This window comes from Brachybacterium sp. J153 (assembly GCF_036311905.1).
In the GTDB taxonomy this organism is placed as follows: domain Bacteria; phylum Actinomycetota; class Actinomycetes; order Actinomycetales; family Dermabacteraceae; genus Brachybacterium.
In genome coordinates, this window is the sequence record NZ_JAZDCH010000018.1 from 68,536 (window position 1) to 88,428 (window position 19,893).

General features: G+C 72.8%; 16 protein-coding genes. 9 read left to right on the forward strand and 7 right to left on the reverse strand.

Going from position 1 to position 19,893, the window contains the following annotated elements; all coding sequences use genetic code 11:
- Positions 1-154: 154 nt before the first annotated feature.
- The 3 genes from V1258_RS09345 to V1258_RS09355 form a co-directional block, all read right to left on the reverse strand.
- On the reverse strand, positions 155-973 hold the full coding sequence (locus tag V1258_RS09345) for a FadR/GntR family transcriptional regulator (protein WP_329749386.1): 819 nt from the start codon (positions 971-973) through the stop codon (positions 155-157).
- A gap of 159 nt (positions 974-1,132) precedes the next feature.
- Entirely contained in the window at positions 1,133-2,359 is a 1,227-nt protein-coding gene (locus V1258_RS09350; RefSeq protein WP_329749387.1) for a toxic anion resistance protein, read from the reverse strand.
- 20 nt (positions 2,360-2,379) lie between these two features.
- A complete protein-coding gene (locus V1258_RS09355; RefSeq protein WP_329749388.1) occupies positions 2,380-3,135 on the reverse strand; it encodes a hypothetical protein in 756 nt (251 codons plus the stop codon).
- 518 nt (positions 3,136-3,653) lie between these two features.
- Here V1258_RS09355 and V1258_RS09360 point away from each other — a divergent pair.
- The 3 genes from V1258_RS09360 to V1258_RS09370 all read left to right on the forward strand — a co-directional run bounded on the left by V1258_RS09360 (position 3,654) and on the right by V1258_RS09370 (position 5,963).
- Positions 3,654-4,592: a sugar phosphate isomerase/epimerase family protein gene (locus V1258_RS09360; RefSeq protein WP_329749389.1), complete on the forward strand. Its 939-nt coding sequence runs from the start codon at positions 3,654-3,656 to the stop codon at positions 4,590-4,592.
- Between the two features lie 75 nt (positions 4,593-4,667).
- Positions 4,668-5,471, forward strand: a complete 804-nt coding sequence (locus tag V1258_RS09365; protein ID WP_329749390.1) for an SDR family NAD(P)-dependent oxidoreductase — start codon at positions 4,668-4,670, stop codon at positions 5,469-5,471.
- A 198-nt stretch (positions 5,472-5,669) separates the two neighbouring features.
- The gene (locus tag V1258_RS09370; RefSeq protein WP_329749455.1) at positions 5,670-5,963 is read left to right on the forward strand and encodes an alpha-hydroxy-acid oxidizing protein; all 294 of its coding nucleotides are present in this window, start codon (positions 5,670-5,672) and stop codon (positions 5,961-5,963) included.
- A gap of 115 nt (positions 5,964-6,078) precedes the next feature.
- Here V1258_RS09370 and V1258_RS09375 read toward each other — a convergent pair whose 3' ends face one another.
- Entirely contained in the window at positions 6,079-6,840 is a 762-nt protein-coding gene (locus V1258_RS09375) for an SDR family NAD(P)-dependent oxidoreductase (protein WP_329745832.1), read from the reverse strand.
- Between the two features lie 387 nt (positions 6,841-7,227).
- Between V1258_RS09375 and V1258_RS09380 the strand changes: the two genes are divergently transcribed.
- The 6 genes from V1258_RS09380 (at position 7,228) to V1258_RS09405 (ending at position 14,624) form a co-directional block, all read left to right on the forward strand.
- Complete coding sequence (locus V1258_RS09380; RefSeq protein ID WP_329749391.1) at positions 7,228-8,334, forward strand: zinc-dependent alcohol dehydrogenase; 1,107 nt, start codon at positions 7,228-7,230, stop codon at positions 8,332-8,334.
- Between the two features lie 146 nt (positions 8,335-8,480).
- Complete coding sequence (locus V1258_RS09385) at positions 8,481-9,332, forward strand: fumarylacetoacetate hydrolase family protein (RefSeq protein ID WP_329749392.1); 852 nt, start codon at positions 8,481-8,483, stop codon at positions 9,330-9,332.
- Between the two features lie 226 nt (positions 9,333-9,558).
- Positions 9,559-10,530: a 3-hydroxyacyl-CoA dehydrogenase family protein gene (locus V1258_RS09390; RefSeq protein ID WP_329749393.1), complete on the forward strand. Its 972-nt coding sequence runs from the start codon at positions 9,559-9,561 to the stop codon at positions 10,528-10,530.
- Between the two features lie 377 nt (positions 10,531-10,907).
- Positions 10,908-12,308: a GntP family permease gene (locus V1258_RS09395; RefSeq protein ID WP_329749394.1), complete on the forward strand. Its 1,401-nt coding sequence runs from the start codon at positions 10,908-10,910 to the stop codon at positions 12,306-12,308.
- A gap of 28 nt (positions 12,309-12,336) precedes the next feature.
- On the forward strand, positions 12,337-13,743 hold the full coding sequence (locus tag V1258_RS09400; RefSeq protein WP_329749395.1) for a four-carbon acid sugar kinase family protein: 1,407 nt from the start codon (positions 12,337-12,339) through the stop codon (positions 13,741-13,743).
- Entirely contained in the window at positions 13,743-14,624 is an 882-nt protein-coding gene (locus V1258_RS09405) for an NAD(P)-dependent oxidoreductase (RefSeq protein ID WP_329749396.1), read from the forward strand. The genes V1258_RS09400 and V1258_RS09405 overlap by 1 nt, the downstream gene beginning before the upstream one ends.
- A gap of 198 nt (positions 14,625-14,822) precedes the next feature.
- Here V1258_RS09405 and V1258_RS09410 read toward each other — a convergent pair whose 3' ends face one another.
- The 3 genes from V1258_RS09410 to iolD all read right to left on the reverse strand — a co-directional run bounded on the left by V1258_RS09410 (position 14,823) and on the right by iolD (position 19,418).
- Positions 14,823-15,773 carry a TIM barrel protein gene (locus V1258_RS09410; protein WP_329749397.1) on the reverse strand — a complete coding sequence of 317 codons (951 nt, stop codon included), beginning with the start codon at positions 15,771-15,773 and terminating at the stop codon, positions 14,823-14,825.
- A 34-nt stretch (positions 15,774-15,807) separates the two neighbouring features.
- Positions 15,808-17,304 carry a CoA-acylating methylmalonate-semialdehyde dehydrogenase gene (locus tag V1258_RS09415; protein WP_329749398.1) on the reverse strand — a complete coding sequence of 499 codons (1,497 nt, stop codon included), beginning with the start codon at positions 17,302-17,304 and terminating at the stop codon, positions 15,808-15,810.
- A gap of 128 nt (positions 17,305-17,432) precedes the next feature.
- A complete protein-coding gene (gene iolD / locus V1258_RS09420; RefSeq protein WP_329749399.1) occupies positions 17,433-19,418 on the reverse strand; it encodes a 3D-(3,5/4)-trihydroxycyclohexane-1,2-dione acylhydrolase (decyclizing) in 1,986 nt (661 codons plus the stop codon).
- Positions 19,419-19,893: the final 475 nt, after the last annotated feature.

Consider the following 19,893-nt stretch of genomic DNA (forward strand, 5'->3'; position numbering starts at 1 on the left):
TACGAGGGCGTGGTGACGGTCCGGATGCAGCACTCGGTGCAGGGGCTTGCGGCAGGAGCTTGCGGCAGGGGCTGAAGGCAGGGCCGGGGGGTGAGGGCTGGCGGCAGGGGCCGAAGGCAGGTCGACGTCCGGTCCGCCGCCCCCGGCTGACGTCTCAGGCGGGGGTCGCGTCGGCCGACGGGTCGTCGCCGCCGGCCGCGCGCAGCAGGCGCGAGCGCGCCGTCTCCATGTGGGCGACCATCGCGGAGGCGGCGCGGTCTCCGTCGGCCTCCTCGAGGGCGGCGAGGATCGCGGCGTGCTCCTCGCCGGCCAGGTGCATGTCCCCGGGGTGGTGCACGGCGCGGTCGTTGTAGACCCGCAGCAGGGTGCGGGTGACGTCGAGCAGGTCCGTGAGCATCGGGTTCTCGGCGGCGCGGGCGAGGACCGCGTGGAACTCGGCGTCGGCGGCGACGAACGCCGTGAGGACCGGGTCGGGGAGAGCCGCCTCCCCGTCGGCCGCCTCGTCCCCGTCGGCCGCCGCCACCGCGTCGCGCATCGCCGCCACCGACCCGCGCAAAGTCTCCAGCTGGGCGGCGTCGACCCGGCCCGCGGCGAGCCGTGCCGTGTAGCTCTCCAGGCCCGCGCGCAGCTCGATGAGCTGGGCGGTGTTCTTCTCGCCGATCATCAGGCCCCAGCGCAGGGTCTGCGGCAGCAGGTCGCTCGCCGCGCCGCGCAGGTACGTGCCGGAGCCCGGGCGCACGTCGACGATGCCCAGGATCTCGAGGGCGGCCAGCGCCTCCCGCACCGCGGAGCGGCCGACGCCCAGCGACGCGGCGAGCTGCCGCTCCGGGGGCAGGCGCGTGCCCACCTCGAGCTCACCGCCGGTGAACAGCTCGAGCAGACGGTGGGCGACCTGCGAGACGGGGGTCCCCGCCGGGACGGCCTGCAGCGAGGAGGCGATCGCAGCCGAGGAGTCGTCGGAGAAGACGGGCATGGGAGGAACCTATCAACCGGTCGACCGTCTGCCGCCGGTCGCCCACCGTGTCGCCGGAGCGGGCTCGTCGGCGGTGCTCGGCGCACGCCGGGCCGGCCCCGCAGGCGGCCCCGCCCCGCAGGCGGGCCGGCCCCACTCTGCCGGTCCCGCCCGCGGCTTTCAGTCCTCGACGGCGAGGATGTCCGCGGCCGACTGCAGCGAGGGCGCTCCCGTGCCGGAGCCCGCCTCGATGCCCTCGGCCTGCATCCGGTTCATGTACGGCTGGGCCCGCTGCACCTGCTGCTCGAGGGCGGTGACCGTGGTGAGGAAGTTCTGGTTGGCCTGGGCCCGGAAGGCGTCGATCCCGTCCATGGTGGTGAACAGGTTGTCGAAGGCGCGCTGCAGAGTCTCGGGGGAGACGCCGGAGGTCGCGGCCTGCTCCTGGATGCGCACGGTGTTCTGCGCGAGCATCTCCGAGGTGCGGTCGATGAGATCGTTCGTGGTCTTGTTGACCGCGTCGATCTGGTCGAGCACGATCTTCTGGTTCTCGAGGGCCTGCGCCGTGATCACCGCGGTGCGCAGCGCCGTCACCGTGGTGGTGCGGGCTCGTTCGACGCCCTGGGCGAGCTTGGTGTTGTTGTCCTCGATGAGGCCCATCGACAGGTACGCCTGCACGGTCACCGCGATCTGCGTGGCGACGTCCTGGCGGCGCTGGCGGACCGCGAAGAGCACGTCCCGCTCGAGGGCCGCGCCGACCTCCGGCCGCCCCTCGGCCTTCGCCTGCTCGGCGCGGGCGACGACCTGGCCGTCGAGCTGCTGCAGCAGCTGGGAGGCCTTCTGCAGGTTGCCGAGGTCTTCCCACAGGGAGCGCCGCTCGACGGCCAGCTCGGCGTTGTCGCGCAGCAGCATCTCCTGGCCGCGGCCGAGCGCCTGCAGCACCTCGTCGAGCTGCTTCTGGTTGGACTCGAAGCCGCGGAAGTAGCGCTTGGCTGCGCCGCGACCCGGCAGGAAGCCGAGCGCCTTCGTCGCGAAGGTGTCCGGCTTGGGGGCCAGGTCCTCCATGCGCGTGCGGAGGTCGGCGAGGCTCTTGGAGACCTTCTCCGAGGTGCCGGATCCCTTCGCGTCCCGCAGCGACTGGTCCATGAAGCGCGAGGAGGTCGCGCCGGTGCGGTCGAAGGTCTTCTTGGCGACCGCGCCGATCGCGGTGACCTGCGCGGTGAACTCCTGGGAATGCGGGTTCAGCGCGGTGACGGTGTCGAGCCAGGTGCTCGCCTTGACCTCGAGCTCCTTCGACTGCTCCGGGGGCAGGTCGGAGAGCAGGGAGACGGCCTTCTCCTCGCTGATCTCCGCGACGGGTTCGGCGGCCTGGATCGCGGGGGCGGGGGTCGGGGGCTGCAGCTTGTCCATCGGTTCTCCTCGGGCTCGGATCAGATGTCGATGATCGGGGTCAGGTGCTCGTCGGCGAAGCGACGGCGCAGGAACTCGGCGTGCACCTCGAGGTCGCGGGAGACGCCGGCGACGACGTCCCGCTCGACCCCCTCGAGGCTCTCGCCGAGCACGGTCAGCTGGTGGTCGATGCTGGTGAGGTTCGCCAGGGCGTCCTCGCGGGCGGCCCCCTGGAAGGAGGCGAGGAAGCCGATCGTGTCCTCGATCGCCTCCACCAGCTCGGGCAGGTACCGGGTGGCCATGCCCTCGAGCAGTGTCACGGAGCCGTCGGAGGGCCTGCTCGACTGCACGGACTCGGCGCCGGTGAGGGCCTCGAGGCGTCCCAGCAGGGCGTCCACGTGGTCGAGGGCCGGCCGTGCCGCCGGGTCGGGGGCGCGGCCACGCAGCGCGGCGGTGGTCGCGCGGGTCTCCGCGGTCGCGCGCAGGATCCGCTCGAGCACCTCGCGGGTGCCCTCGCCGACGCCGGTCTGCGCCTCCACGAGCAGGGTCGGCGCGGGCCGCAGGGCGCGCAGCAGCAAGTGGCTGCCGCCGGCGAGCAGGACCCCGGCGCCGAGCGCCGCGACCAGCGCGAGGGGCAGGGCGAGCGAGGCCACGAGTCCCAGCGCGAGGGCTCCGACGGCGCCGACGCCGCCCGCCGCCAGGGGCACGCCCGCCGCGAGGGCGCCGCCCGGCCGACGGGGTCGGTCCACGGCGGTCGAGCGGGGCGGGTGCACGGCGCCCTCGAGCGGCTTCTGCACCGGACCCCACAGGTCGCGCCGCTCGGCGGTCGCCTTCCACGGGAGGTCCTGGTCGCCGGGGGCGCTCGGGGTCCCGGGGCCACGGGACGCCGACGGGGCTCCGGAGGCCGACGGGGCGCCCGCCGCCGCAGCGCGTCCGGACGCTGCAGCGCCTCCGGACGGCGCGGGGGTTCCGGGCGCGAACGGGTCGGGGAACGAACCGTTCCCCTGGGCCGGCGTGCGAGCCGGGTCGTCCGGACTGGTCGTCACAGGTCCCCGCGGATCTCTCGGAGTGCTGGGCTGAGGTGGTCGGTCAAACGGTGGTCGGCGTGAGGGAAGGCTATCGCGGGCGTCTGGGGCCGTGCTGGCAGACGGGGCGGGACCTGCGGGACGGCGAAGACCGCTCCGCCGTCCCATCCGCTGTCCCACCTGCCTTCCCATACACCTTCGCTCCTGCCCTGCCACCCGCTTCGCGCCCACCTTCCCTCCCGCCGTCATTTCCTATAGGATCCACGGGAAGCCTCCACGAAAGGACGACGATGTCTTCCGCCCAGACCCCGTACACCGCCGAGACCTGGCCGATCGGCGCCAACATGCTGTCCTTCGGGAGCGTCACGCCCGACGGCACCCCCACCCTCGAGGCGTCCTCCTCCGTGTGGGCCTCGCAGCTGCGACAGGTCAAGGAGCTCGGTGTCGACCAGATCGACCCGACCGACGCCTGGCTGCCCCTCGCGAAGCTCTCCGACGAGCGCGTCGAGGAGTTCCGCCGCGTGCTCGACGGCGAGGGACTCTCGCTCTCCTCGATCTCCATGACCCGCAACTCGGTGGTCGACGTCCAGCACGGCGAGCAGAACCTCGCCGACGCCCTGCGCTTCGTCGAGCTCGCCCCGAGCTTCGGGGTGACCGTCGTGAACACCGGCTTCATGCAGGCCACCACCCCCGCGCAGAACGAAGCCATCTGGTTCTGGCTCGCCGACGGCCACGTCGACGACCCGGCGCTGCGCGACCTCGCGATCGAGCGCATCCGGACCCTCGGCGACGCCGCGGCGGCCCAGGGCATCCAGATCAGCCTCGAGATGTACGAAGACACCTACGTCGGCACCGCTGACGACGCGGTCTCCTTCGTGACCGACGTGGCCCACGAGTCCGTCGGCCTGAACCCCGACGTCGGCAACCTCGTGCGCCTGCACCGCCTCGTCGAGCCCTGGCAGGACATCTTCGAGAAGGTGCTGCCCCACTCGAACTTCTGGCACATCAAGAACTACACCCGCGACCTCGACCCCGCGACCGGCGCCTACTCGAGCGCACCCATGCCGCTCAAGTACGGCTACATCAACTACCGCACCGTGATCCGCCGCGCCCTCGAGCTCGGCTACTCGGGCCCGTTCTGCTGCGAGCACTACGGCTCCGACTCCCTCGGCGTCATCGCCGAGAACGTGCAGTACATCCGTCAGGTGCTGGCCTCCGCCCTCGCCTGATCCGCGCGGCCCGCCGGATCCGCTGCGGCCGCAGCACCCACAGCACCGCTCCACCCCGTTCGAAGGAGAACACCCATGACCCTCGAGATCACCCGCATCCAGCCCTTCCCCGAGGCCCGCACCGCCGTCGTCACCGGCGCTGGCGCCCCGCGCGGCATCGGCCGCCGCGTCGTCCGCAAGCTCCTCGCCGAGGGCTGGTCCGTCGCCGCGGCCGACATCGACGGCACCGCCGTCGAGGCGTTCGCCGCCGAGGTCACCGCCGAGCTCGGCGCCGAGTCCTCCGTGCGCCTGATCGGCGTCGGCGTCGACATCTCCGACCAGGCCTCCGTGGACGCGGCCTTCGCCCGCATCGATGCCGAGCTGCCGCAGGTCGTGGCGCTGGTGAACCTCGCCGGCATCCCCAGCCCGCATTCCTTCTTCGAGCTCACGGGCGAGATCTGGGACCGCGTCATGGACGTCAACGCCAAGGGCACCCTGCTCATGACCCAGGCCGCGGCGCGGCGCATGATCGATGGCGGCGTGGGCGGCCGCATCGTGAACACCGCGTCGATCACCGCCCTCGACGGCGGCGGCACCTTCTCCAAGACCGGCTACGCCGCCGCGAAGGCCGCCGTGCAGGGCCTGACGCGCGGCTTCGCCCGCGAGCTGGGCGAGTTCGGCATCACCGCGAACGTGATCCTGCCCGGCCCGATCGACACCGACATCATGGGCGGCACCCTGACCGATGAGCGCAAGGCCGGCATGTCCTCGAACATCCCGCTGCAGCGCGTGGGCCAGCCCGAGGAGGTCGCGGGGCTGATCGCGTTCCTCGTCTCCGAGGACTCGTCGTTCGTGAACGGCACCTCGATCAACGTCGACGGCGGCAAGCACATGCACTGACGACCCCCGGGGTCCCGGCGCCGGGCGCCCCGGGGCCCTGTCGTCGGCGATCCAGCGGCCGGCCCGCCCGTCGGGCCCCCGCGCCCGGCCCTCGTCGGACCCACCGCCCTGCCCCGCCCCACCACCCGCGCCCCGCCCGGACATCGAAGGAGATCTCCCCTGGCCGATTCACCCCTGTCCTCCGCTCTCGAGTTCGCGATCGGTCGGGCCTGGGGCTACGGCAACGCGGCGGCGGGCGAGAAGGGCGTGCTGCGCGTGCTCGACATCCTCGACGAGGAGCTCGAGCTCGCCATGGGCCAGCTCGGCGCGACGAGCATCGCGGCGCTGGACCGCAGCTTCGTCGAATACCCCGAGGCCTGGCACGGGGTGGGTCGGCACCGTGAGCCGGAGCCCGACGGGCCGGGTGCGGGTGCGGGCGTGGGCGCCGGCGAGAGCGTGGGCGCCGGCGCGGCGGCCGACGGGGGAGCGGCCGACGGACGCGTGGCCGCGTGACTGCGTGACCGCGCAGAATGCGGGCAGAAAGCAAGCGGGCGGGACCCCGGCGGATCGGCCGGTGTTGGTCTCGCTCCGTCGGAGGTGACTCCGACGGGACCCGTCCGTCGCGGGGTCAGCTGCGGGTGCGCAAGTTGGTCATGCCGCCGTCGATCGGCAGCAGCACGCCGGTGGTCGAGCGGTTGCGCGGGGAGGCGAGGTAGCAGTGGGCCTCGGCGACCTCCTCGGGCTCGACCAGGCGGCCATGGGGCTGACGGGCGCTGAGCGCGGCGCGCTCGGCCTCGGGGTCGTCGGCCCGGTCGAGCAGCCGGCCGATCCACGGGGTGTTCGCGGTGCCAGGCACGACGGCGTTGACGCGGATCCCCTCGCGCACCCAGTCCGCGGCCATGGCCAGGGTCATCGCCTGCACGGCGCCCTTGGAGGCGGAGTAGAGCACCCGCTCGGGCAGCCCCAGCATCGAGGCGATCGAGGCCGTGTTGACCACGGCGGCGGCCTCGGACTTGCGCAGATGGGGCAGCGCGGCCTGGGTCACGCGGGCCACGGAGACGACGTTGACGTCGAGCACGCGGGCCCACTCGGCGTCGTCGTTCGCATCGACCTGGCCCTGGGCGCCGATGCCGGCATTGTTGATGACGATGTCTATCCCGCCGAGCTCCGCGGCGGCACGGTCCACGGCCGCGGTCACGGCGGCGCGGTCGGTGACGTCGACCTGGATCTGCAGGGCGCCCTCGGGCGCGCCGGAGGGGTCGAGGTCGAGGGCCGCGGTGCGGGCGCCGCGGGCCTGGAGGGCGCGGATCGTGGCGGCACCGATACCGGCGCCGCCTCCGGTGACGATGGCCGTGAGGCCGGCGAACTCGAGATCGGTCGGGGATGCCATGCGGGGTTCTCCTCATCGAGCGGTGGCGGGACTGTCCCATCTTCACACCTCCGACGTCTACGGGGGCCAGGTGCCCACGACGCGGCGCGTGCGGCGAGGGGTGGGAGAGGGGCCGGGGTCCGCCGCGGGCGGCGGATCACGAGGGCGACCTTATCAAGATGGGATATAGGATTTCGGGAGAACGGATCGTTCGCGCCCTCGGAACCGGCCCGCCGAGCAGTAGCGTCGGAGTCGATCGACCAGGAGCACCCGTCGGCCCCGCAACGCAGCGCTGGGCCGCACCCCGCCCCCGATGGTCCCGGCACCTGGCCCGGAGCGCGTCCCCGACGCACCGGCCCGTCTGACGCATCTCCGCCCGTCCCTCGCCCGACCGCCCCGGAGGCACCCATGAGAGCACTCGTCCTGACCGACTACCACCGGCTCGACGTCGTAGAGCGCGAACGGCCCGAGCCCGGTCCGGGGGAGGTGCTGCTGCGGCTCTGCGCGACCGGCATCTGCGGGTCCGACGTGCACGGCTTCTCCGGGGAGAACGGCCGACGGGTGCCCGGGCAGGTCATGGGGCACGAGTCCTCCGGCACCGTCGCGGCGCTCGGCGAGGGGGTCGACGAGGCGGCCTTCCCCCTCGGCGCCCCCGCCACCTTCAACCCCGTCGTGGTCCCCGCCGCGCAGGTCGCGGCCTACCGCGGCCGCGAGCAGCACGCCCCTGGCAAGGCCGTGATCGGCGTGGTGCCCGCGATCCAGGCGTCCTTCGCTGACTACGTCGTCGTGCCCGCTGGCAACGTGCTGCTGCTCGATCCGGACCTGCCGCTGCACCTCGGCGCGCTCATCGAGCCGCTCGCCGTCGCCGTCCACGCCGTCGGGCGCGGCACGCCGTCGGCCGACGACCGCGTGCTGGTGATCGGCGGCGGCCCCATCGGGCAGAGCGTCGTGCTCGCCCTGCACCGGGCGGGCGTGCGCCGGATCGTGCTCTCCGAGCGCGACCCGGCGCGTCGGGAGCTGGTGGCCTCGCTCGGCGTCGAGGTCCTCGATCCCTCCGCCGGGGACCTCGCCGAGCGCGTCGCCGACCTGCTCGGCGGGCCGGCGGACCTCGCGATCGACGCCGTCGGCCTCACCCCGACCCTCGCCGACGCGTTCGCCGCGACCGCCCTCGGCAGCCGCATCGTGCTCGTCGGCATGGGCTCCCCGCGCCTCGAAGTGTCCGCCTTCGCGATCAGCACCGAGGAGCGCACCCTGATCGGCTCCTTCACCTACTCGGCGCAGGACTTCGCTGACGCCGCCGCCTGGATCGGCGCGCACGCCGACCAGGTGGAGCCGCTGGTCAGCCGCATCGTCGGTCCCGAGGAGGCACACGCGTCCTTCGCCGCGCTCGCCGCGGGGGAGGGCCCGGCCGGCAAGATCCTCGTCCGCTTCGACCTGCCCGAGCAGTCCGGGCCCGAGCAGTCGGACCAGCCGGTCGCGTCGGTCGAGTCCCAGAAGGACGGAACCCCCGCATGAGCGCGAGCCACCGCACCATCGCCCATGTCCGCGCCTTCACCGTCACCGGCGGCGGCGCCGGCTGACCGACCTCTGGGACCCCTACCCCTCCGATGTCTGGAGCTGGCACAGTGGGTCGTGAGCATCCACCCCTTCGAAGGAGAATCATGGAACTGCGTCGCCTCGGCCCGATCGGCCAGGAGAAGCCCGCCCTCGTCGCCGACGGGGTCACCTACCGCCTCGACTCCCTCACCGCCGACCTCGACGGGGACTTCCTCGCCACCGACGGCATCGCCGCGGTGCGCGAGAAGCTCGCCGCCGGCGAGCTGCCCGTGTGGGAGGGGGCGGAGTCCGAGCGCGTCGGCGCCCCCATCGCCCGCCCCCAGGCCGTCATCTGCATCGGCCAGAACTACGCCGCGCACGCCGCCGAGTCCGGCGACCAGCCACCGAGCGTCCCGATCATCTTCTTCAAGCACCCCAACACCGTGGTCGGCCCGTACGACGCGGTCGAGATCCCGCCGGGCGCCGTGAAGGTCGACTGGGAGGTCGAGCTGGGCGTGGTGATCGGCAAGCAGGCCTCCTATCTGGCCGACGAGCAGGCCGCGCTCGACGTCATCGCAGGCTACGTGACCAGCCACGACGTCTCCGAGCGAGACTTCCAGATCGCGCAGTCCGGCGGCCAGTGGTCCAAGGGCAAGAACGCCAAGGGCTTCAACCCCGTCGGCCCCGCGCTCGTCCCGGCCGACGCGGTCGACCCGCAGGCGCTGCGCCTCTGGTCGAGCGTCAACGGCGAGGCCCGCCAGGACTCGTCGACCGCCGACATGGTCTTCACTGTGGCGCAGATCGTGCACCACCTGAGCCAGTACATGGTGCTCGAGCCCGGCGACCTCATCAACACCGGCACCCCGCAGGGTGTGGCCCTCTCCGGCCGCTTCCCCTACCTCGCCGCGGGTGACGTCGTGGAGATCGGCATCGACGGCCTCGGCGCCCAGCGCCAGGAGTTCGTGGCCCACGCCTGAGCTCCCCGCGCGGACAGCGCGCCGGCCCCGGGACCCGAGCGGTCCCGGGGCCGGCGGCGTGCGAGGGCGGTCCGGCGGGCGGCCGGCGGCGGACCCGTCGGCGGCGGCGGTCCACGGACCTTTTCCCGCGGCGAGATCGCCTGTAGCCGAGATCCAATAGGATTTGCTACTGTCTGCGGCGTGCGCCCCGATCTGCGGCGGCGCCCCACGACGAAGGAGTCCTCGCATGTCCATCTCCACCGTGACCATCGTCGGCGCCGGCTACATGGGTGGCGGCATCGCCCAAGTCCTGGCCATCGCCGGTTTCCAGGTCACCGTCGCCGACGTCAGCGTCGAGACCGCGAACGCGTCGCTCGAGCGCCTGCGCCGCGAGGCCCGCGACTTCGAGGAGCAGGGCCTGTACGCACCCGGCAGCGCCGACCTCGTGGAGAAGAACATCTCCGCGGGCAAGACCATCGAGGAGGCCGTCGCCGACGTCGACTTCATCGAGGAGGCCGTCTTCGAGCGGGTCGACGTCAAGCGCGAGGTCCTCGGCCGCATCTCCGAGCACGCCCGGCCGGACGCGATCATCGGCACCAACACCTCCACCATCCCGGTGAAGGAGCTGGTCAGCGCCGTGAAGAACCCCGAGCGCTTCCTCACCGTGCACTTCTCCAACCCGGCGCCGTTCATCCCCGGCGTCGAGCTGGTGGCCGGCGAGGCCACCACCCCCGAGGTCGTCGAGGCCGTCAAGGAGCTCCTCGAGAAGTCCGGGAACCAGGGCGCCCAGGTCGCCGACACCCCCGGCATGGTGCTCAACCGTCTCCAGTACGCCCTGCTCAAGGAGGCCACCGCGGTGGTCGAGGAGGGCGTCGCCACCGCCGAGGACGTCGACACCATCGTCCGCACCACCTTCGGCTTCCGCCTCGGCTTCTTCGGTCCTTTCGCCATCGCCGATCAGGCTGGGCTCGACGTCTACGCGAACTGCTTCGTGACCTTCGAGGAGGCCTTCGGCGAGCGGCTCGCCACCCCGGAGCTGATCTCCGGTGCCGTCGCCGCCGACCGCAAGGGCGTCAAGAATGGCAAGGGCCTGCTCGGCGACTACGACGAGGCGACCGCCGCCGAGCTCATCGCCTACCGCAACCGGGCCTACGCGAAGATGGCGCAGCTGCTCGCCGAGCTGGGCCCCGCCCCGAAGGCCACCCCGCGCGCCGACTGACGCCGTCCCCCGCGAGCGGGGCAGGCGTGCGCCGAGTGTCACCGCCCGCGTGCGCCGAGTGCCACCGCCCGCGTGCGCTGAGTGCTGCGTCTGGACCGTCATCGGCCAGCCATAGCGGTCCAGATGCAACACTCGGCGACTCCCGTCGGCTGTCCCGACCCGCTGGTGGCCGGCTCCCGCACCGAGTGCTGCGTTTGGACCGTCGTCGGCCGGATCTCGCACCGAGTGCTGCGTTTGGACCGTCATCGGCTGGCCAAAGCGGTCCGGATGCAGCACTCGACCTGTGGATCGCGGCCCCGGGCGGCCCCGCCCCTTCCCACGGCCCCGACCCCCGTTCCCCGGCCCCCATCCCCCCACCCCCGTCAACGGAGACATCCATGGAAGACCTCGTGCTCGCGGACCGCAGTGTCCTGCAGCTCCTCCTCATCGCGCTCGGCGCGATCATCCTGTTGCTCGTCCTCATCATCAAGGTGAGGCTCCACGCCTTCTTCTCGCTGCTGATCATCGCGGTCGGCACGGGCCTCGCCGCCGGGATCGGCGTCGGTGACGTGATCGACGTGGTCGTCGCCGGGTTCAGCACCACCGTCGGCACGGTGGCGCTGCTCGTCGGATTCGGCGCCGTCCTGGGCCGGCTGATCGAGATCACCGGCGGCGCCCAGGTGCTGGCCGACAAGATGCTCGACACCTTCGGCGAGCATCGTGCCCCGCTGGCCCTCGCGGTCGCCTCGCTGCTCTACGCCTTCCCGATCTTCCTCGACGCCGGCTTCATCGTGATGCTTCCGGTGATCTACACGGTCGCCCGGCGACTCGGCGGCTCCTTCATGCTGTACGTGCTGCCGTCGATCGCGTCCTTCCAGATGATGCACGGCCTGCTGCCCCCGCACCCCGGCCCCACCGCGGCCGCGACCGTGATGGGCGTGGACGTCGGCCTGGTGGTCATCATCGGCCTGCTCATCGGCCTGCCCACCTGGTACCTCGGCGGCTACTGGGTCGCCCGCGTCATCGCCCGTCGCTATCCGGACACCCCCGTTCCCGCCCTCCTCGGTGAGCCCCGCGACGTGCCGCAGGACGAGCGTCCCGGCTTCGTCTCGATCCTGATCGTGCTGCTACTGCCGCTCGCGCTGATCTTCTTCAACACCGCCTTCTCGACCCTCGAGAAGCAGGGCACCGTCGGCTCCGACGACGTCCTCTTCCAGCTCTCCCGGCTCCTCGGCGCGACCCCCGTCGCCCTGTCCCTCTCCGCCCTGCTCGCGATGCTGCTGCTGTACGTCCTCCCGCGCCGTCGCCGCGGCGAGAAGCTCGGCGGCCTGCTCGAGGACCTGGTCGACGACGCCCTCGCGCCCGTCTGCTCGATCATCCTGATCACCGGCGCGGGCGGTGCCTTCGGCCGCATCCTCACCGAGACCGGCATCGGCGGCGAGATCGCCAAGGGGCTCGACGCGATGGGCCTGCCGCTGATCGTCGCCGCCTACCTCGTGGCTACCGTCATGCGCATCGCGCAGGGTTCCGCGACGGTCGCCGCGACCACCGCCGCCTCGATCATGGCTCCCGCCTTCCTCGGCGCGGACCTCGGCTCCGTCGCGATCGCCGCCGCGGTCATCGCGATCGGCTGCGGTTCGATCGGCTGGTCGCACGTGAACGACTCCGGGTTCTGGCTGATCGGCCGCTTCTGCGGCTTCGACACCGTGACCACGTTCAAGACCTGGTCGCTCGTGGGCACCACCATCTCGTTGCTCGGCTTCGGGCTGTCGAGCGTGGTGTACGCGATCGCCGCCTGACCCCGACCCCGCTCGAAGGAGTCCCCGCATGTCCACCCCCGCTCCGGCCGCTCGCCGCCTCCTCGTCCTCGACGACGACCCCACCGGCTCGCAGTGCGTGGCGGGGGTGGACGTGGTCCTCGACCTCGACACCGACCGCGCCGCCCATGTGCTCACCGCCCCCGGGGCGACCTGCTTCGTGCTCACCAACTCCCGCGCCCTCGACGAGGCGGAGGCCGTGGCCCTGACCCGCCGCGTGGTCGGCGGGGTGCTGGATGCGCTGGGCCCGGAGGCGGCGGCCGACGGGGGTCTGCACATCGTCTCCCGCTCCGACTCGACCCTGCGCGGGCACGTGCTCGCCGAGCCGCGCGCGATCGCCGCCGAGCTCGCCGCCCGCGGTCGCGCGGTCGACGCGATCCTGTTCGTCCCCGCGATGCTCGAGGCCGGCCGCTTCACCGAGGATGACGTGCACTTCGCACGCGTCGGCGACCAGGTCCTCCGCGTCGAGGACACCGACTTCGCTCGCGACGCCACTTTCGGCTACACCCGCTCCGACCTGCGGGACTTCCTCGAGGAGCGCTCGGGCGGCGTGCTGCCCGCGGCGGAGGTGCTGAGCATCTCCCTCGAGGACATCCGCGTCGGCGGCGTCGACCGCGTCGAGGAGATCCTCGCCGGGGCCCGCGACGGCCGCTGGGTGGTCGTCAACGCGACCGAGTACGCGGACATGGAGGTCGTCGCCGCGGCGGTCGGCCGCCGCGAGGCCGCCGGGGCGACCCTCGTCAGCCGCTGCGCGCCGTCCTTCGTGCGGCCGCTCGCCGGTCAGCGCGGGGCGCGGGTGCTCGACGCCGACGCGATCCCCGTCGGCGCCGGCCGGCTGGAGCACGGCCTGGTCGTGGTGGGCTCCCACGTCGGCCTCACGACGACGCAGCTGCGCGCGGTGCAGGAGCGCGGCGGGCTCGTCGAGGTCGAGATCGACGTGCCCTCCGTGCTCGATGCGCGCCGGGAGCAGCACCTGGCGGAGGTCGCGGAGCGCCTGCGCGCGAGCCTCGTCCACGACGACTGCGTCGTCTACACCAGCCGCGATCTGGTGCGCACCGACGACCCCGCCGCGTCGCTCGCCATCGCCCGCAGCGTGTCCGACGCCGTGGTCGAGGTGGTGCGGCAGGTGCGGACCATGCGTCCCGCCTGGGTGGTCGCCAAGGGCGGCATCACCTCCCACGAGGTCGCCGCCTCCGGCCTCGGGATCAGCCGCGCACGGGTCGAGGGCCAGTTCTGGCCCGGCCAGGTCTCGCTGTTCGCCGCCGAGGATGCGCCGGACGAGGTGCTCGGCATGCCGTACGTCGTCTTCCCCGGGAACGTCGGCGGGGAGCAGGCCCTCGCCGACGTGGTCGACGTGCTGACCGCCGCGGTCCGCCGCCCTCGCCCTGATACCGCCCCCACCCCGAGGAGCTCCTGATGACCACCGCCCCCTCCGTCGCCTGGATCGGCCTCGGCGCGATCGGCGCCCCCATGGCCCGTGCGCTCGCGGGCGCCGGACTCCCCGTGACGGCCTTCGACCTGTTCCCGGCCGCGCGCGAGGCCCTCGCCGACGTCGCCACGATCGCCGCCACCGCCCGGGAGGCCGCGCGCGGCGCGGACGTCGTGGCCGTCATGGTCGCGACCCCCGAGCAGCTCGAGGCGGTGCTCCACGGCGACGAGGACGGCATCGCCGGCGAGCTCACGGCGGAGACGGTGCTGCTGATCATGTCCACCGTCGGCCCCGCCGCCGTCGAGGGGGCCGTCGCGCGGCTCGCGGGCGTGACCTCCCGAATCGTCGACGCCCCGGTCTCCGGCGGAGCGGTACGGGCCGCGACCGGCGACCTGCTGGTGATGGTCGGCGGCGCCGAGGCCGACGTCGCCGCCGTGCGCCCCGTCCTCGACGCGCTCGCCGCGAACGCCCCCGTCGTCGGCCCCCGTCCCGGCGACGGGCAGCGGTTCAAGATCGTCAACCAGCTGCTGTGCGGCGTGCACATCGCCGCCGCGGGGGAGGCGATCGCCCTCGCGGACCGGATGGGGCTCGACGTGCGCCAGGTCCACGAGGTGCTGAACACGGGGGCGGCCCACTCGTTCATGTTCGCGGACCGCGGTGGGCGCATGGTCGAGGAGGCCTACGACGACGTCCGCTCCGCGCTGACCATCTTCGTCAAGGACATGGGTCTCGTCACCGAGGCCGCCGCGGAGGTGGGGCAGCAGGTGCCGCTGGCCACGGCCGCCCAGGCGCTGTACCGGCGCGGCAGCGAGCTCGGGCACGATCGCCGCGACGACTCGATCGTCCGCGAGGTCCTGCGCGAGGGGTGAGAGCGGCGGAGCACCCGGCCGCGGCCCGACCCGGCTGAGCCGTGATCCTGCCCTGCTCGCGCCGACCTCCCGGTGACCGGTGGGCACCGGCGCCCCGTCCAGCCGAGGCCGACGACTCCGAGGCCGATGTTGCGACTCCGTCCGGCGGGCGTGGCGGCCGGCGGTCCTCCCGCCCGTCGGCTGTGCGCCCGTCGGCCGTCACCTCACGCCCAGGCCGCACTCGGCCAGGAACTCGCGGGTGGCGATCGCGTTCGGCAGCGGCAGGGACGGGTCGCAGGGGTAGAGGTCCTGCTCGCAGATCACGTACAGCTCCTTGTCGAGCGTGGCCAGCTTCGCGACCAGGTCCCGCATGTCCGGCAGTCCGGCCGGCGGCTTCACCGAGGCGCCCTTGGCGACGGCCTCGCCGAAGGGCCAGTCCTTCTCGTGGGCCTCGCGGGTGATGTCCGGGTCGAAGGCCTTGATGTGCACGTAACCGATCCGCTCGGGGTACTCATCGATCATGGAGATCGGGTCGCCGCCGCCGTAGACGATGTGGCCGGTGTCCAGGCAGAAGCTGACCAGCTCCGGGTCGGTCGCGGCGAAGACACGCGCGATCTCCTCGGGCGTCTCGATGTGGGAGTCGCCGTGGGGGTGCAGCACCATCGTCAGCCCGTAGTCCTGCTTCATGATGCGGCCCAGCTCGTTCGCGTTCTCGACGTAGCGCCGCCACGCCGCACCGGTCAGCTCCCGGTCGTCGGTGAACTCCCAGGTCTTCTCGTCGCGGTACATCGGGGGCAGGTGCACGATGTACTCGGCGCCGACGGCGGCGTGCGTCTCGGCGATCGCCCGGAAGGTCCGCTCCGTCTCCGCCCAGGCCTCCTCCTTGTGCAGGATGCCCCAGCCGGTCCCGGCCACGACGCGGAAACCGTGCTCGTCCATGACGGACTGCAGCTCCTTCGCGTCCTGCGGGAAGTAGCCCCACGGCCCGGTCTCCATGACGGAGAAACCGGCCTCCGCCATCTCCGCGAGCGCGGTGCGCCACGGGATCTGCTGCTCGTCCTCGGGGAACCACACGCCCCACTGATCCGGGCACACCCCGGTGGTGAGCTTGTCGAACGGCGCCTCGGGGTTGCGGGAGCGGTCGGGGACGGGCGCGGTGCCGGGGGTCATGGGGTCTCCTTCGACGGGTGGGTGCGGGGCCGGGTCAGTCGTGGGTCGGGAAGCTCATCGAGCTCTCGACGGACTCGTTCTGCGCGGGCCAGCGCGTGGTGACGGCCTTCTGCCGGGTGTAGAAGGAGACGCCCTCGGGTCCGTGCGCGTGGTGCTCGCCGAACAGCGAGTCCTTCCAGCCGCCGAAGGAGTAGTAGCCCACCGGGGTCGGGATCGGGACGTTGATGCCGATCATGCCCACCTGGATCTCGTCCTGGTAGCGGCGCGCGTAGTGGCCGGAGTCGGTGAAGATCGCGGTGCCGTTGCCGAAGGGCGAGGAGTTCACCAGTTCCACCGCCTCGTCGAAGTTGTTCACGTGCATCACCACGAGCAGCGGGCCGAAGACCTCGTCGGTGTAGGTGGGATGGTCCGCGGCCAGGCCCGTGATCACCGTCGGCCCCACGAAGTTGCCGTTCTCATGGCCCTCGACCACGAGGCCGCGGCCGTCGACCACGATCGTGCCGCCCGCGGCCTCGGCCTCGTCGGTCATCCGGATCACGCGCGCCTTCGCGTCGGGGGTGATGACCGGCGGCATGTCGGTCGCCGGGTCGTTGCCGGGGCCGACGATCAGCTTCTCGGCCTCGGCCCGGATCGCGGCGAGGAACTCCTCGTGCACGTCGCCGACGGTCACGGCGACCGGCACGGCCATGCAGCGCTCGCCGGCGGAGCCGAAGGCGCCCGAGGCGATCTGCGCGGCGGCGAACTCGATGTTCGCGTCGGGCATCACCACGGCGTGGTTGTTCGCGCCGCCGAGGGCCTGCACCCGCTTCCCGGACGCGGAGGCGACGCTGTGGACGTGCTTCGCGATCGGGGTGGAGCCGACGAAGGAGACCGCCGCGACCCCATCGTGCGTGCAGAGCGCGTCCACGACCTCCTTGCCGCCGTGGACCACCTGGAACACGCCGTCGGGCAGACCGGCCTCCTGGTAGAGGCGGGCGACGAGGTTCGAGGCGGAGGGGTCGCGCTCGGAGGGCTTGAGGACGAAGGCGTTGCCGGTCGCGATCGCGATCGGGTGCATCCAGAAGGGCACCATCACCGGGAAGTTGAACGGGGTGATGCCGGCGACGACCCCGAGCGGCTGGCGGAGGGTGTGCCCGTCGACGCCGGTGGAGATGTTCTGCGAGAAGCCGCCCTTGAGGTCCTGGGTGATGGACGTGGCGAACTCGAGGGTCTCCAGGCCGCGGGCGATCTCGCCCGCCGCGTCGGCGAGGGTCTTGCCGTGCTCGCGGGTGATGACGGCGGCGATCTCGTCGGTGTGCTCGATCATCAGCTGCCGCATGCGGTAGAGGATCTGGGTGCGCCGGGCGAGCGAGACCTTCGCCCACTCCTTCTGCGCGGCGGCGGCGACCTGCACGGCGCGGTCGACGGTCCCCGCATCGCCCAGGTGCAGCGTCCCGACCTGGGCACCGGTCGCGGGGTCCATGATCGGCTGCGTGGCGCCGGAGCCGGCGACCTCCTGGCCGTCGATCCAGTGGGTGATCTCGTATCCCATGGGGTTCCCTTCGGGGTCTGCGGGTCTGCGGGTCTGCGGGGTCTGTGTGGTCTGCGGGGCGTTCGGCCGACGGGGGCCGCGTGGGACGGCCGACGGTGCGGCGCGGGGCGGTGCCGGGGCCGACGGGGTCAGAGGTAGTGGCGCTGCGGGGCGATCTCCGCCTCGTACCGGGCGCGGGCCGCCTGCGTGGACTCGAGCCGGGAGACGGCGCTGACCGGCACGTCCCACCAGCCGATCCCGGGCGGGTTCGGACCGTACAGGTTCGTGTTCACCACGATCGCGGTGGCCTCGGTCGACGCCGACGCCCGACGGTAGGCCTCGCGGAAGTCCGCGGTGCTCGAGACCTCCTGCACCTCGAGGCCGTAGGAGCGGATGTTGGCGGGGATGTCGAAGGGGAGCGTGTCCCCGTCGAGCAGGCCGCTCTCCTGGCTACGCATCCGGTACCGGGTCCCGAAACGCTGGCTGCCGTGGGACTCGGAGAGGGAGCCGATCGAGGACCAGCCGTGGTTCTGCAGGATCACCAGGATGACCTTGATCCGCTCGGCGACGATGGTGGCGATCTCCTGCGGCGCCATCTGGAAGGTGCCGTCGCCGATGATCGCGACGACCTCCGCGTCGGGCGCGGCCATCTTCGCGCCGAGCGAGGCCGGCAGCTCGTAGCCCATGCACGAGTAGCCGTACTCGAGGTGGTACTGCCGTGGGGAGCGGGCCTTCCACAGCGCCTGCAGGTCGCCGGGCATGGAGCCGGCGGCGTTGATGAGGATGTCGTCGTCGGCCATCAGCTGGTTCAGCGCGCCGAAGATCTCGGTCTGGGCCGGGAGCTCCTGGTCGTGCGGGGCGAAGCAGGGGGCGATCAGCTCCTCCCACTGCGCGCGCAGTTCGCGGGCGCGCTCGCCGTGCGCGGCCGGGGCCTGCCAGCCCTGGAGCCCGGCTTGCAGCGCGGTCAGACCCTCGCGGGCGTCGGCTACCAGCATGGTCGCGGCGTGCTTCGCGGCGTCGAAGGCCTTGACGTTGAGGTTCACGAAGCGGACGTCGGGGTTCCGGAACGCGGTGTGGGAGGCGGTGGTGAAGTCGGTGTAGCGGGTCCCGACGCCGATGACCACGTCGGCCTCGGCGGCGAGGGTGTTCGCCGCGTCGTTGCCGGTCGCGCCGACGCCGCCGAGGCACAGCGGGTGGTCGGCGCTGAGCGCGCCCTTCCCGGCCTGGGTGTCGAGCACGGGGATGCCGGTCGCGTCGGCGAAGGCCTCGAGGGCGGCGGAGGCCTCGGAGTAGATCGCGCCGCCGCCGGCGAGGACGACGGGGCGCTGCGCGCCGCGGATCACCTCGAGCGCACGGTCCAGTGCCGCGGGCTCCGGTACGGGGCGGCCGACGTGCCAGGTCCGCTCGCGGAACAGCTCGACGGGCCAGTCATGGGCCTCGGCCTGCACGTCCTGCGGGAGGCAGATCGTCACGGCGCCGGTCTCGGCGGGGTCGGTGAGCACCCGCATGGCGGCGAGCAGCGAGGGGATCAGCTGCTCGGGGCGCCAGATCCGGTCGAAGAAGCGGGAGACGGGGCGGAAGGCGTCGTTGACGGAGACGTCCAGGGCGCGCTCGTCCTCGAGTTGCTGCAGCACCGGGTCCACGGCGCGGTTCGCGAAGACGTCGGAGGGGAGGATCAGCACCGGGATCCGGTCGATCGTGGCGAGAGCCGCGCCGGTGACCATGTTGGTCGAGCCCGGGCCGATCGAGGCGGTGCACGCCATGGCCTGCAGACGGTTCCTCGTGCGCGCGTAAGCGACGGCCGTGTGCACCATGTTCTGCTCATTCCGCGCCTGGAAGTACGGCATCCCCGCTTCCGCGGGGAGGCCGGCCTCCGCGGGGGCGGGGTCGACGGCGTTCTGCAGCAGCGCCTGGCCGAGGCCCGCGACGTTGCCGTGGCCGAAGATCCCGAAGGTGCCGGGGATCAGACGCTGCCGCACGCCGTCGCGCTCGCTGTGCTGGGCGGCGAGGAAGCGCACCAGGGCCTGGGCGACGGTGAGCCGGATCGTTCCGGCGGGGGCCGATGAGGCGGCGGGGGCCGATGACGCGGCGGGGGCCGACGATGTCCCGGCGGGGGCCGAAGGGGTCTCGCTCATGCTGCCTCCGTGGTGCAGGCCCGCCGTGCTGTGGGGCGGGAGTCGGACCCGCCGTGCGCGCCGGCGGGCGTGTCGGTGCCACTGCCGGAGACCGCACGGGGTCCTCTCGACGGTGAGCTCGTCCGATAAGCATGGCCCGCCAGGCCGAGCATGTCAACACTTTGTCATGACAAGACGATCACGCGCTCGCCGCAGCATCGCCGCAGGTCAGAGGCGCTAACGCGGTTGCAGTCGGGCTGCCGGGGCAGTCCCGGTCCGGGGATCCTGTTCTAGCTTCCCGTCTGGTCGGCATTGCTCGATCACTACGACAGGACAATCCGGCCTCGGTCTCGTAGGCATCCTTCGCGGGGATTGTCGGGGCCCATGGCGGGATTCGTCGGAATCCCTCGCGAGACCGCAGGACCTGGTCGGGCGGGCCGTGGTCGCCGCACTTCCGGCCCCTGCTCCTGTCTGAGGCGGGTCGGCGGAGGTGCAC